Here is an 11,987-nt window from a genome sequence, read left to right as displayed (position 1 = left end):
CAGCCCCGATATTCGGTGACGAGCGAAGGGGCAGTCCTCGCCGCTCATCACCAAAGTCCCTTAAGCGCGGGGATCTATCCGATCGCGCCCACGCTCTGCAGCAATCTGATCGGGCGTGTACGGATCAGCCGTCTCGTCGAAACGCGACCACCCCTCGATGGCAGTTATCAATGATGTCGTAATCGCAATTGGAAAGTCGGCAGGACGGCGGTGAAGATCCGACACGCTTGCAGGGAACAAGCAGTTGCCGTCCGCGTTGCTGATACGAAGAAATCAAAATCTTTAGAGGAGTTTACAGTCATGGGTCGCGGCATTCTTCTTTGGCTACTGGGTATTCCACTCCCTATCGTCATCCTCCTCGTTATCTTCATGCGATAGGAGACGAGCATGTCAATTTCAGACGCGCCGGGTGCAATCCCCGTCGAATCCTCACAATCGGCACTGACATGGGGCCCGATCATCGGCGGCGCCGTCGCTGCGACAGGCATCAGCCTCATTCTGCTCTTGCTTGGTAGTGGCGTGGGGCTGACCATGGTCTCTCCCTGGCAGGGTCAAAGCGCATCGGTTGGCTCGTTAGCGATCTCGTCCGCAATATGGCTCGTGATCGTGCAGTGGCTTTCATCCGCACTCGGAGGTTATCTCACTGGTCGACTTCGAACAAAATGGGCTGCGGTTCACACTGACGAGGTATTCTTCCGGGACACCGCTCACGGGTTCATCAGTTGGGCTCTGGCTACCCTGTTTGTCGCTGGCTTTCTTGCCTTGTCATTGACGTCGCTCGCCGCCACCGGCAGTAGCGCAATCGGTACTGCAGCATCAACGGCCGTCACCGCCACGTCTTCTGCTTCTTCGAATGCAAATCCTTCGGTATCCTATTTTACCGACGCATTGCTGCGCCCCGACAAAAACCCGCAACGCGCCACGAGCGATGATAATGCCGCAATTGCCGAGGTCTCAGGCATATTGCTGAACGGTGCCGTCCAGGGACAGATTCCCGACGACGACAAGACCTACCTTGCCACGATTGTTGCCGCCCGAACCGGGTTGTCGACGGACGATGCCAAGGCGCGGGTGGACACTGTCCTGAAACGCATCGACGATGCCAAAGTCGCTGCCCAGAAAACCGCGGATGCTGCCCGTAAAACGGCTGCTACAACTGCATTGCTCGGCGCTCTGTCACTGCTCATCGGCGCATTCATTGCCTCTGCTGCGGCCGCGCTCGGCGGATCCCAACGCGACGAAGAGGAAGACCTGATCGGGACTGGTAACCTGACTTCCCCAACCTCGCGCCGGTCCGTGACCGGATGATCTAGCGGGTCAGATGGTGCATGCATCCTCTGGCCCTCCTCAAGAAGGAGATCGACATGAAAGAACCCAATAAACGGAAGCCGTTGTCGCGAGAAGAAGATTATCGAGAGTACGAGGAGCGTGATGAGCGCGAAGGATGGCCATATTCGGATGAAGACGCCAAGTCCTCGTCCAACCCCGAGAACACGGCATATGGTGACACCGCTGCAAACTTCGACGAAGAGCCTAGTTCCGGTTTCATCATCGACGCGGCAGACGCGACAGGTTCCGAAGAAGACACAGCCCACACTCTCGGGCCCCTTTCAGCAGACAGAATAGATAGCGATCAACTGGAAGCCGAAATAACGGAGCGTCTTGCGGGGGACAATGATATCGATGCCGACGGTATCGACCTCAGGGCCGAGAATGGCATCGTCACCTTGGAGGGCAGCGTCGACACAGCTCGGGTGGCTCGAAATGTTGAAACGCTTGTCCGATCGGTGGCAGGTGTTATGGAGGTTCGCAACAATCTGCGTACAATGGGTGTCGATTCCCATATTCCGCCCGACGCATAACGGCGGCTCGCTTCCGCAGCTCCTATATCGAAGCCACGGAATGCTCTATTGCGGACTAACGACTTTACTGACCAATCGAAAGGGACTGGCGATCGTAGCTCCCGCTGCGTCGAAAATGAAAGCCCCGACCTGCGCCGGCGATCGGTTCGCTTTTGCACCGTCCAGCGATGCCAGTTGTGGATACAGCTTGGCTAGGCTCACAAAGCGATCATGACCAAGGCCGTCCGTCCCCTTGACCGAGGTAATGTCAACGACCTTGATCCCGTATTTAACTGCAGTCTCCCTGATTTGGGGGTCATCGATATCAAAGCGGCCTACTCTTGGATGATCGGCGTCAAGAAAACTGGAAGCGGCAAGCGCGCGATCGTCTTTGGAAACCAGCAGGGTGAGCGGTATCTTCATTTTCCCAATCACGTCCATCTGCTTTCGAAAAACATCGGCGTCGATGTCCGGCGCGGCGAGCACGATGCTCAGCCGCGACAGGACATCATCCCGTCCCTCGAGTTTGAGTTGCCGTGCCGTCTCCATGATCAAAAAGCCACCCATACTGTGCCCAAACAGGATGAGGTCGCCGTTCGCCTGATCAGCTGAGAGAGAGATCAGAAGCGAGGCGAGATAATCTCGGGAATAGAGCACGGATTCGCGATCGGCAATGTAGCCCGTGAGGGCACCTTGCGATGGCCAGGCGAATAGAACGGGAACGGCGTCAATGTTCGCGTCGGCCGCCATCTGCGCCAGCCTAAAAAGCGATTCTTGAAACGTGTAGTTATATCCATGCACAAATATGCCGACAGGCCGTCGTTTTCCCTGTTGAACGACGACATCCTTGTTAAAGGCGGGCGCCGTCAGCGTGCTTTGAGATGTGACAACGAAATCGGTTTTTGCATTCGGCTTGCCTTTCGGCCACTCGATTGTCGAAGCCTTGTGGTCCGGCGGGATCGATATCGTATATTTCGCGTAGTTCAGATCCTCCGCCCGTCCCGTCGAAAATCCGTTATCGTTTTTCTCGTCCTTTGCCCGGGTCGTCGCCGTGTAGATCGCAACCTCTTTCGTCCTCACATCCTTTGTCGAGACGACCTTGAGAATATCCGGCCCGGGGCGTCCGGCACATGCATTGAAGGCGAGAAGGATGCCAGCCAGCGCGAGGAAACGCGGAAGGCGATGGAAAGATGCGAGAAGCGGCATTCTGCTGGGATCCAGTACGCTGTATTTTTGCAGGCTGTTCGATGTGGCCGCCACGGACATGCTCGCAGGAGAGCGCTATCCTACCAGAATTCAGTGCTACTGGTTATCCTGACATCACACTATAAGCAACAGCCAAAGCCTTCAATGCCGGCCCCCAAAAGAGCTCTTAACGTGACGGCGCGCATGCCGCCTTCCGGCGCTTGCCGGCAAATGACGCGCCGCTGCGAACTCCGAATAGGCATCGTTGTAAATCATGATGCCGTCCCCACCCCACAGGGTGACAATGGGCACAGGCGATTGGAGCAGCGTCGAGATCATTGTCTTCAGGCTTCGCGGCCAATGTTCGGGCTTACCCAGCGACGTCGAAGATCAATCGAAGGCGCCAATCAATCTAGCCAGCTCACCATCGTGGGCTAGGAAACTGGAACGCAGCGTCCGTCATCTATCTGTGGCTTCCGCTCAGCTTTCGTTGGAAATTTGTAGGCCCAAGCATCCAATCAAGGTCGACGCGGCTGCAGACGTGCTCCTGAAAGCGGACAAGATGGTATCTTTAAATCATGCTCATGAGCGCCAGCATGCTTGTCAGTCTCACCTTCAGATGCCATTGGTCTTGAGATCTGAAGTGGTGCAAGCAATCTTTTGAACATGAAACTTGACGCGATCGACCTGCGTATACTGGACGCCATTCAACGTGATGGCCGCATCACCAAACTTGCACTGGCGGACAAGGTGGGACTGTCACCGACACCATGCTGGCTGCGCCTGCGCAAGCTGGAAAAAGCAGGAATCATCACCGGTTATCATGCGAAGCTGTCCCTACGCCGGCTGGCGTCCGTCGCCAGCGTCATGGTGGAAGTCACCCTGACCAATCATCGACAGGCCGACTTCGAGCGCTTCGAGCGGGCAATTGCGTCCATCCCGGAAATCGTCGCCTGCTGGGCTGTCGGGGGCGGCGTGGATTATATCCTGAAGATTACAACGTCGAATATCGACGCTTATCAACGCCTAATCGACAATCTGCTTGATCGCGATCTCGGCATCGAGCGTTACTTCACCTACATCGTCACCAAAACCGTGAAGGAAGAAATCGTTCTTCCGGTGGGGGATCTTCTTTCCGGCGAACTTCCTGACGGGGAATAGAGAAACTCTCTACAGTCTTTTTCTTCTTTAGCTTTTTTCTCCTTTCAGAACATGACCAATAGACAATGTCTCGCGAGTATCCGTGAGAGCATCGTGTCATCTGGAAAGAGAGACCTTGCCGATGACCGCGCTCCACGCCCGTGCCAGTTATCATGAAGCCCTGTCGAGACTGAACGACCGGCATTTGTTGAGAAACCTCTCCTATGTCGGCGGCTGTTGGATCGCAGGCAAGGCTGGCAAGAATTTCGAAGTCACGGATCCCGCATCCGCCGCAACGCTTGGCTGGGTTACCAGCCTCGACCAGAGAGAAGCCTACGAGGCCATTGACACAGCGGCTACAGCTCTTGCTGCATGGCGTTTGCTTCTACCTCAGCAGCGCTCATCCATCCTGCGCAAATGGCACGAATTGATAATCGAGGCACGCGAAGATCTGGCGCTGATCATGACTTTGGAACAGGGTAAGCCGCTCAACGAATCCCGCAGCGAGATCGATTATGCGGCGGGGTTCGTTGAGTGGTATGCCGAGGAAGCCAAGCGCATCAATGCAGAGGGTGTCACGAGCCATCTGCCGGGCGCTGAAATGATCGTCCGCCGGGAAGCGCTTGGCGTTGTCGGCATCGTTACACCCTGGAACTTTCCGACCGCCATGATCACTCGCAAGGCAGCTGCTGCGCTTGCCGCCGGCTGCACCGTTGTTGCCCATCCCTCGTCCGAAACACCACTGTCGGCGCTGGCGCTGGCCGAACTTGGCGAACGCGCCGGCCTCCCCGCGGGCGTCTTCAACGTGCTTACGGGCGATGCGGCAACCATCGTCGGTGCCTTTTGCGATGATCAGCGAGTGAGGGCATTGAGCTTCACCGGCTCGACCGACATCGGCAGGCTCATCGCCGGTCAATGCGCCGCGACCATGAAGCGCCTCATTATGGAGCTGGGCGGTCATGCGCCTTTGGTCATTTTCGACGACGCCGATCTCAATCGCGCTGTCGACATCGCTGTTAACGCCAAGTTCGCAACCTCCGGCCAGGATTGCCTCGCCGCCAACCGCATCTTCGTTCAGCGTCCGATCATGGAGGCATTTATTGCCGCGTTCCGCAAGCGCATCGAAGCCCTGAAGGTCGGCAATGGACTGACCGATGCTGTCGATATCGGCCCGCTCATGCACGAGCGAGCTGTTGCGAAAGTCGAAGAACAGGTCGCCGACGCTCTGAAGCATGGCGCAAGGCTTGTCGTTGGTGGGAAACGCCACTCGGCTGGGCCCCTCTTCTTCCAGCCGACATTGCTCGTCGATCCCTCCACGGACGCTCTCATCATGCATGAGGAGACATTCGGACCCGTTGCGGCTGTGACCGCCTTTGACACGGAGGAGGAGGTCGTCGCTCGCGCCAACGACACGGAATATGGTCTTGCCGCTTATGTGGTGACGAGCAACGGCGCGCGGCAGATGCGGCTCGGGCGGGCGCTTGAATACGGCATGGTGGCCGTGAACCGCGTGAAGATCACCGGTGGTCCGATCCCCTTTGGTGGTTGGAAGCAATCCGGCCTCGGCCGGGAAGGCTCACGCCACGGCATCGAGGCCTTCACCGAGCTCAAATACATCTGCGTCGACACTACAGCCTGACGCTCCTGATACGGAAAAAGGAACCAAACCATGCTCGACAAGCGCAACGAACTGAACGCCTGGGACCGGGATCATTTCTTCCATCCCTCGACCCATATGGGAATGCATGCGCGCGGCGAAACCCCGACCCGCGTTATCACTGGTGCCGATGGCGTTTACATCACCGATACCAACGGCCGGAGGAGCCTCGACGCCTTTGCCGGCCTCTATTGCGTCAATGTCGGCTATGGTCGCCAGAAAATCGCCGAGGCAATCGCCGAGCAGGCCAAGGACCTTGCCTATTATCACGCCTATGTCGGCCATGGCACGGAGGCATCGATCACGCTTTCCAAGATGATCATCGACCGTGCGCCCGAAGGCATGAGCCGCGTCTATTTCGGTCTCTCCGGCTCCGATGCCAACGAGACCAACATCAAGCTGATCTGGTACTACAACAACATTCTCGGTCGCCCGGAAAAGAAGAAGATCATCTCGCGCTGGCGCGGCTACCATGGCTCGGGCGTCATGACGGGCAGCCTCACTGGTCTTGAACTCTTCCACAAGGCCTTCGACCTGCCGCGGGCGCCCATTCTTCACACCGAAGCTCCTTATTTCTTCCGCCGGGAGGACCGGTCGATGAGTGAAGAACAGTTCGCGCAACATTGCGCCGACAAGCTGGAGGAACTGATCCTTGCTGAAGGCCCTGAGACGGTAGCGGCCTTCATCGGCGAACCGATCCTTGGCACCGGCGGCATCGTACCACCACCGAAAACCTACTGGCGGAAGATCGAGGCCGTTCTCGACAAATACGATGTTTTGCTTGTCGCCGACGAAGTCGTCACGGGCTTCGGTCGTCTCGGGACCATGTTCGGCTCCGATCATTTCGGCATGAAGCCGGCCTTGATCACCATCGCCAAGGGCCTGACCTCGGCCTATGCGCCGCTTTCGGGCAGCATCGTTTCCGACGAGATGTGGCAGGTTCTCGTCAAGGGATCCGACCAGATGGGCGCCATTGGCCATGGCTGGACCTACTCGGCACATCCTATTTGCGCTGCCGCCGGCATCGCCAATCTCGAATTGGTTGACGAACTTGGCCTCGTCGAAAACGCGGGTTCAACGGGTGCCTACTTTCGTTCCGAACTTGCCAAGGCAGTCGGCAGTCATAAACATGTCGGAGAGGTCCGCGGCGAAGGGCTGATGGCAGCCGTCGAGTTTGTGGAAGACAAGGACGATCGCAAGTTCTTTGACCCCTCGCAGAAGATCGGCCCGCAGGTAGCAGCAGCATTGCTCGAACGTGGCGTCATCGGCCGCGCCATGCCGCAGGGCGATATTCTCGGCTTTGCGCCCCCACTTTGCCTGGCGCGGGACGAAGTCGACACCGTTGTCAAGGCGGCCGCCGGTGCGATCGAAAGTGTGCTCTCAAACCGCTGAGACGGTCCCCGACGGAGACACTCCGTACGTTTGCGGGATAATCAGACGGTCCGTTGTGAAAAATGGGCCGCTTGATCACATTCGGTCGTCGCCAGACGGCGATCGATAGTGTAGATGGATTCCGATAATTGTACCGGATCAATCCATGTATCGTCATGATTCAAAAGACCAGGACAATGGCGCCTGGAGACCCGTCCTTCAGCATCGCAAGGGCGTGACCAAGCACAAGCTGCTCACCGACAAGATCATTGCCGACATCGATGAGGGAATTTTGCCGGTTCACGCGCAGATGCCGACCCATCGCGATCTTGCCCATGCGCTGGAGATCTCGGTCCAGACCGTGAGCCTCAGCTACAAGGAGGCCGAGCGCCGTGGCTATTTGCGCGGCGAAGTCGGACGCGGCACCTTCGTGCGCAGCCGCGTTACGGAACGCGCCGACAGCTTCATGCTCGATCGCGATCCAAGTGGCAGCGCAGATCTTTCCATCATCCGGGCCGTTTATACCGAGGCGCATGAGCGCTCGGCCCGCGAGTTGATGCAAGCTCTGGCCGAGAGCGACAATAGCAGCTTCATGCGCCCCTGCAGGCCGATTGCCGGACTTGATGCCCATCGCTCGGCAGCACAAGTCTGGCTCGACGGTCTTTCGGTCAAAGCCGATCCCGATCGGATCCTCATCACCAACGGCGCCGCCCATGGCCTGTTTCTGGCCGTCGCATCGGTCGTGCGTCCCGGTGAAGTCGTTTTGACAGAGAACCTGACCGATCACGGCATCATCGGCCTTGCCAATGTTCTGGGCTTTACCCTGCGCGGCCTGGCGACAGATCACGAGGGTATTCTCCCCGAGGCTTTCGAGGCTGCCTGCGCCATCGGAGATGTGACGGCGCTCGTCATCGTTTCCTCGCTCGGCAATCCCACCAGTCACGTCATGGGGGTGGAGCGCCGTCGTGCGATCGCAGAAATAGCGCGTCGGCACGGCATCTTTGTCATCGAGGACGAAGTCTACAAACCGATGCTGCGCGATCCCCTCCCCTCCATGCCGGATCTCATCCCCGAACTCGGCTTCTTCGTGACCAGTTTCACCAAGTCGGTCATGACGGGTCTGCGCATCGGCTATCTCGTCGTGCCGGCGCACTATTCCATCCGTGCAGCATCGATCCTCCGCGTTACCGGATGGAGCGCTACAAACGTCGTGGCCGAAATGGCCTCCCGTTGGGTTCTGGATGGAACCGCCAACACTCTGGTTGCCGTCCAACGAAGCGAGGCGGAAGCACGCCAGGCGATCGTATCGGACGTGATGGCACCGTTCGTTGCCGGCAGCCATCCTCTTTCACTTTGCGCATGGCTATCCGTTCCCGATCGTTGGACGGAAGAGGGTCTTGTGCGTGCGCTTGCCCGAAAAGGCGTCGCGGTCACGCCATCCGATCCGTTTGTTGCGGGCGGAGAGCGCCCGGTCGGCGGCATCCGCATCTGTCTCGGCGGACGCCTGGCTCACTCCGCACTTCGCTCGGCGCTCGAAACCGTTCGCAGCACCTTCGAGCAGCTGCCACCCGTCTTCGACGTCGGCTCGATCGTTTAGGCCAGCAATACGGGATTGGTTCGATGCCTGCGCCCGTCACAGGATCGAGCCGAGAAACTCCTTGGTTCGCTCTTGCCTTGGTGCGCTGAAAATCTCTTCCGGCTTGCCTTGTTCGCAGATACGCCCCTTGTCGAAGAAGCAGACGCGATCGGATACTTCGCGGGCAAAGCGCATCTCGTGGGTTACGAGCAGCATCGTCAGATCGTGCTCATGCGCGAGATCACGGATGACACCGAGCACTTCGCCGACAAGCTGTGGATCAAGCGCCGACGTCGGCTCATCGAACAACAGGACGCGCGGGCGCATGGCGAGGGCGCGGGCGATTGCGACGCGTTGCTGCTGGCCTCCTGAAAGCTGGCTGGGATACTGATCTTTCTTTTCCGAAAGACCGACCATGCGCAGCAGATCGACGGCGCGGCACTCGGCTTCCGCCCGCCCCAGCCCAAGCACGCGAATAGGCGCCTCAACGACATTGCGCAGCACGGTCATGTGCGGAAACAGATTGAAGCTCTGAAATACCATGCCGACATGGGTGCGGATCTGGCGCAGATGGGCTTCGCTCGCCAGAAACCGTCCTTTGCCGTTGTCCTGGTGGTAGGACATGCCCGCTAAGTGCAAGGCTCCCTCCTGGAAAGGTTCCAACGTCATCAGGATACGCAGAACAGTCGATTTTCCCGAACCGGAAGGGCCGATCAACGTCACCTTCTCGCCGGGCGCAACATCGAAACTGAAATTATCAAGCACGGTGAGGTGACCATAGCGCTTGGTCACGTCTTGAAAGCGGATCAATGGTTGGGTCATCGCAGCGCAATTCCGTTTTTCGGCAACATCTTTTCGAGCCAATGGATGGCTGCCGAGCAGACGAGCGTGAGGATGAGAAAGATCAAGCCGACAAGGGAAAGCGGCACCAGATATTCGAATGTCCGGTCACCAATGAGATTGGCAAGATTGAGCATGTCAACCACTGTGACGACGGACAGGACAGGCGTTTCCTTCAACATGGAGACGAGATAGTTGCCCATGGCAGGCACGATGCGCGGAATCGCCTGCGGGATGATGATGTCCCAGTAGGTGCGGCCGCGACCGAGATTGAGTGCTGTTGCGGCTTCCCATTGCCCACGCGGCACCGCATCCAGACCGCCGCGATAGACCTCCGACGTATAGGCTGAGTATTGCAGGCCGAGCGCCAGCGCGCCGGTGAGGAAGGCGGGCAGGACGATGCCGTAAATCGGCAGTACATAGTAGAGAAAGAAGAGCTGGACGAGCAGCGGCGTATCGCGGAGGAATTCGATGACGAACGCCGTCGGCCATGAGATTACGAGGAAACGGCTTCGCCGCAACAAGGCGAAGACCAGGCCAAGAATGAGAGCAATCGCAAAGCCGACGGCGGCGGCCTCCAGCGTTACGATCAGCCCAATGCCGAGAATGGGCAGGATCGACCATGCGAAAGACAACGTTGTCGATGTATCCCAGGTGAAGCCATACATCATGCAGGCGCCCTCCCTGGGAACGCGGCACCGCGACGAAAGATCGTCTCCAGCCAGCGCATGAAGGCAACCAGAATGAGTGCCATGATGAAATACCCAATGAGCGTCAGTGAATAGATGGTGACATTGTCCAGCGTAATGTTGCGCAATTGCTGTGCCTGAAACGTCAAGTCGCTGATGGAAATCAACGATACCAGAGCGGTATCTTTGAGGTTCTGGACGGCGAGATTGCCAAAGGCCGGCATCATCTCGACGACGGCCTGCGGCAGGACGATGCGAAAGAGCGTCTGCCCTTGCTTGAAGTTCAGCGCGCGCGCCGCCTCGTGCTGTGAATCGGGAACGGACTGCAACGCACCGCGCACGACTTCGGCGCCATATGCGCCAATATTCAGGGCCAGACCGGCAATACCGGTCGTGATGGGATCGAAGGAAATCCCGATCAGCGGCAACGCGTAGTAAAGCCAGAAAAGCTGCACCAGCAGCGACGTACCGCGAAAGATCTCGATATAAACGATCGCGATCCAGGATAGCAGCCGTCCGCCCGCAAAACGCGCAAGGCCGGCCGCAAAAGCAAAACCTGCACCGAGTAACGTCGAGGCGATGGCTATAAGCGCCGTCACCTCCGCGCCCTTCAGCAATGCCGGCAGATAGTGTGTCCAGCTCATGTTCTGATCACCTCCATTCCGGAATGGGAGGGGCTGAAGGCCGCGGCGGCCTGGCCGCCACGGCGTTCGTGTCTATCATCCTTAGCGTTACTTGCCCGCGCAAAGGTCTTCGGTGCTCTTCGTGCGTGCCGCCTCTACGCTTTCGGCGCTGAGACCATAGGACATCAGGATCTTCTTATAGTCATCCGTCTTCTTGAAGGCCTCAAGAGCGGTGTTGAACGCCTTATAAAGTTCCTTGTCCTCAGGTCGGAAATCAAAGCCGCCATAGCTCCTGGCGGACTTTCCGTTGATGACCGGATCGGTGAAAGGCTCTGCATGCTCGACATTCGTGCTGCCCTGGACAAGCTTGGCTACGGTCAATTCGGTTGCGGCATAGGCGTCGGCACGGCCGGTCTGGATCGTGGACAGCGCATCCGCATTCGCCTGGATCATGACGATTTGCGAGTCCGGAATGCCAAGACCATGGAAGAAGTCGAGTTGATCGGCGCCCGATACGATCGCGATCTTGAGCGACGGATCCTTCTTGATGTCCTCATAGGAGTGCAGGTTTTTCGGATTGCCCTTCGGCACCAGCAGTCCCTCGCCGTAGCTCGAGTTCGGCGTGGTGAACTGCACCTGCTTGCAGCGTTCCGGCAGAATATTCTGTTCGGCGGCCACGAAATCGAAGCGCCTGGCCTTCAGGCCGGGGATTAACGATCCGAATGGCGTCACAGTCCATTCGACTTCCTTGACACCCATCGACTTCAAGACAGCCGCAGCGACGTCGGGGCCGATACCCTTGGCAGCACCACTCTCGTCCATGAAGCTGTAGGGAACCTCATTGGCGCTGGCGCCGCGGATATAGCCATCTTTTTTGATCTGCTCGAGACTGGCGGCATGGGCGGATGCGGAAAGGCCAATGGCAAGACCTACGGCGGCTACACTGCGGTAAAAATTCGATCTCATGGTTCACTCCTCTGTGGTTGAATTCCGTAATCGGCTGTCCGGTATTCCGGATCTTTGCCGCAACGGTTGCGATCCGCGCCGCGTTGCCGCGGCGCGGCA

Annotated in this window: 11 protein-coding genes; 6 read left to right on the top strand and 5 right to left on the bottom strand. The window is 58.1% G+C overall.

Translation table 11 applies throughout. The features are described 5' to 3' along the window. Positions 1 to 387 precede the first annotated feature (387 nt). Both A6U86_RS24640 and A6U86_RS24635 read left to right on the top strand, forming a co-directional pair. Positions 388 to 1,308, top strand: a complete 921-nt coding sequence (locus A6U86_RS24640; protein ID WP_068396508.1) for a hypothetical protein — start codon at positions 388 to 390, stop codon at positions 1,306 to 1,308. A gap of 56 nt (positions 1,309 to 1,364) precedes the next feature. Further along, positions 1,365 to 1,862 (top strand): BON domain-containing protein, encoded by a 498-nt coding sequence (locus A6U86_RS24635; protein WP_068396531.1) that lies wholly within the window; start codon positions 1,365 to 1,367, stop codon positions 1,860 to 1,862. Positions 1,863 to 1,907: 45 nt separating this feature from the next. Here the strand turns inward: A6U86_RS24635 and A6U86_RS24630 are convergent, their stop codons facing one another. Beyond that, positions 1,908 to 3,101: an alpha/beta hydrolase gene (locus A6U86_RS24630; protein ID WP_244510084.1), complete on the bottom strand. Its 1,194-nt coding sequence runs from the start codon at positions 3,099 to 3,101 to the stop codon at positions 1,908 to 1,910. 591 nt (positions 3,102 to 3,692) lie between these two features. On the opposite strand from A6U86_RS24630, the gene A6U86_RS24620 reads away from it, so the two are divergent. From A6U86_RS24620 to A6U86_RS24605, 4 genes are all read left to right on the top strand, one after another. Beyond that, positions 3,693 to 4,187, top strand: a complete 495-nt coding sequence (locus A6U86_RS24620; RefSeq protein ID WP_068396503.1) for an Lrp/AsnC family transcriptional regulator — start codon at positions 3,693 to 3,695, stop codon at positions 4,185 to 4,187. Between the two features lie 121 nt (positions 4,188 to 4,308). Next, positions 4,309 to 5,805, top strand: a complete 1,497-nt coding sequence (locus A6U86_RS24615) for an NAD-dependent succinate-semialdehyde dehydrogenase (RefSeq protein ID WP_068396500.1) — start codon at positions 4,309 to 4,311, stop codon at positions 5,803 to 5,805. 30 nt (positions 5,806 to 5,835) lie between these two features. Then, entirely contained in the window at positions 5,836 to 7,215 is a 1,380-nt protein-coding gene (locus tag A6U86_RS24610; protein ID WP_068396496.1) for an aspartate aminotransferase family protein, read from the top strand. Positions 7,216 to 7,360: 145 nt separating this feature from the next. Next, complete coding sequence (locus A6U86_RS24605) at positions 7,361 to 8,791, top strand: PLP-dependent aminotransferase family protein (RefSeq protein ID WP_068396494.1); 1,431 nt, start codon at positions 7,361 to 7,363, stop codon at positions 8,789 to 8,791. Between the two features lie 36 nt (positions 8,792 to 8,827). On the opposite strand, the gene ehuA is transcribed toward A6U86_RS24605, so the two are convergent. The 4 genes from ehuA to ehuB form a co-directional block, all read right to left on the bottom strand. Beyond that, positions 8,828 to 9,592 carry an ectoine/hydroxyectoine ABC transporter ATP-binding protein EhuA gene (gene ehuA / locus A6U86_RS24600; RefSeq protein ID WP_068396490.1) on the bottom strand — a complete coding sequence of 255 codons (765 nt, stop codon included), beginning with the start codon at positions 9,590 to 9,592 and terminating at the stop codon, positions 8,828 to 8,830. Continuing rightward, positions 9,589 to 10,281, bottom strand: a complete 693-nt coding sequence (gene ehuD, locus A6U86_RS24595) for an ectoine/hydroxyectoine ABC transporter permease subunit EhuD (protein ID WP_068396487.1) — start codon at positions 10,279 to 10,281, stop codon at positions 9,589 to 9,591. Before ehuD ends, ehuA begins: the two co-directional genes overlap by 4 nt. Then, positions 10,278 to 10,943 (bottom strand): ectoine/hydroxyectoine ABC transporter permease subunit EhuC, encoded by a 666-nt coding sequence (gene ehuC / locus A6U86_RS24590; RefSeq protein WP_068396484.1) that lies wholly within the window; start codon positions 10,941 to 10,943, stop codon positions 10,278 to 10,280. The genes ehuD and ehuC overlap by 4 nt, the downstream gene beginning before the upstream one ends. A gap of 87 nt (positions 10,944 to 11,030) precedes the next feature. Beyond that, the gene (ehuB, locus tag A6U86_RS24585; protein ID WP_068396481.1) at positions 11,031 to 11,888 is read right to left on the bottom strand and encodes an ectoine/hydroxyectoine ABC transporter substrate-binding protein EhuB; all 858 of its coding nucleotides are present in this window, start codon (positions 11,886 to 11,888) and stop codon (positions 11,031 to 11,033) included. Positions 11,889 to 11,987: the final 99 nt, after the last annotated feature.

It is taken from the genome of Rhizobium sp. AC27/96, from assembly GCF_001692325.1.
GTDB lineage: Bacteria > Pseudomonadota > Alphaproteobacteria > Rhizobiales > Rhizobiaceae > Rhizobium.
The sequence above is the reverse complement of the archived record's forward strand: the minus strand, read 5'-3'. Positions and strand labels throughout refer to the sequence as shown.

Excerpts from the sequence above, each read along its gene's own strand:
- A6U86_RS24610 (WP_068396496.1), top strand. The coding sequence starts at position 5,836 with ATGCTCGACAAGCGCAACGAACTGAACGCCTGGGACCGGGATCATTTC.
- ehuA (WP_068396490.1), bottom strand. The coding sequence starts at position 9,592 with ATGACCCAACCATTGATCCGCTTTCAAGACGTGACCAAGCGCTATGGT.
- A6U86_RS24605 (WP_068396494.1), top strand. The coding sequence starts at position 7,361 with ATGTATCGTCATGATTCAAAAGACCAGGACAATGGCGCCTGGAGACCC.
- ehuD (WP_068396487.1), bottom strand. The coding sequence starts at position 10,281 with ATGATGTATGGCTTCACCTGGGATACATCGACAACGTTGTCTTTCGCA.
- A6U86_RS24640 (WP_068396508.1), top strand. The coding sequence starts at position 388 with ATGTCAATTTCAGACGCGCCGGGTGCAATCCCCGTCGAATCCTCACAA.
- ehuC (WP_068396484.1), bottom strand. The coding sequence starts at position 10,943 with ATGAGCTGGACACACTATCTGCCGGCATTGCTGAAGGGCGCGGAGGTG.
- A6U86_RS24615 (WP_068396500.1), top strand. The coding sequence starts at position 4,309 with ATGACCGCGCTCCACGCCCGTGCCAGTTATCATGAAGCCCTGTCGAGA.
- A6U86_RS24635 (WP_068396531.1), top strand. The coding sequence starts at position 1,365 with ATGAAAGAACCCAATAAACGGAAGCCGTTGTCGCGAGAAGAAGATTAT.
- ehuB (WP_068396481.1), bottom strand. The coding sequence starts at position 11,888 with ATGAGATCGAATTTTTACCGCAGTGTAGCCGCCGTAGGTCTTGCCATT.
- A6U86_RS24620 (WP_068396503.1), top strand. The coding sequence starts at position 3,693 with ATGAAACTTGACGCGATCGACCTGCGTATACTGGACGCCATTCAACGT.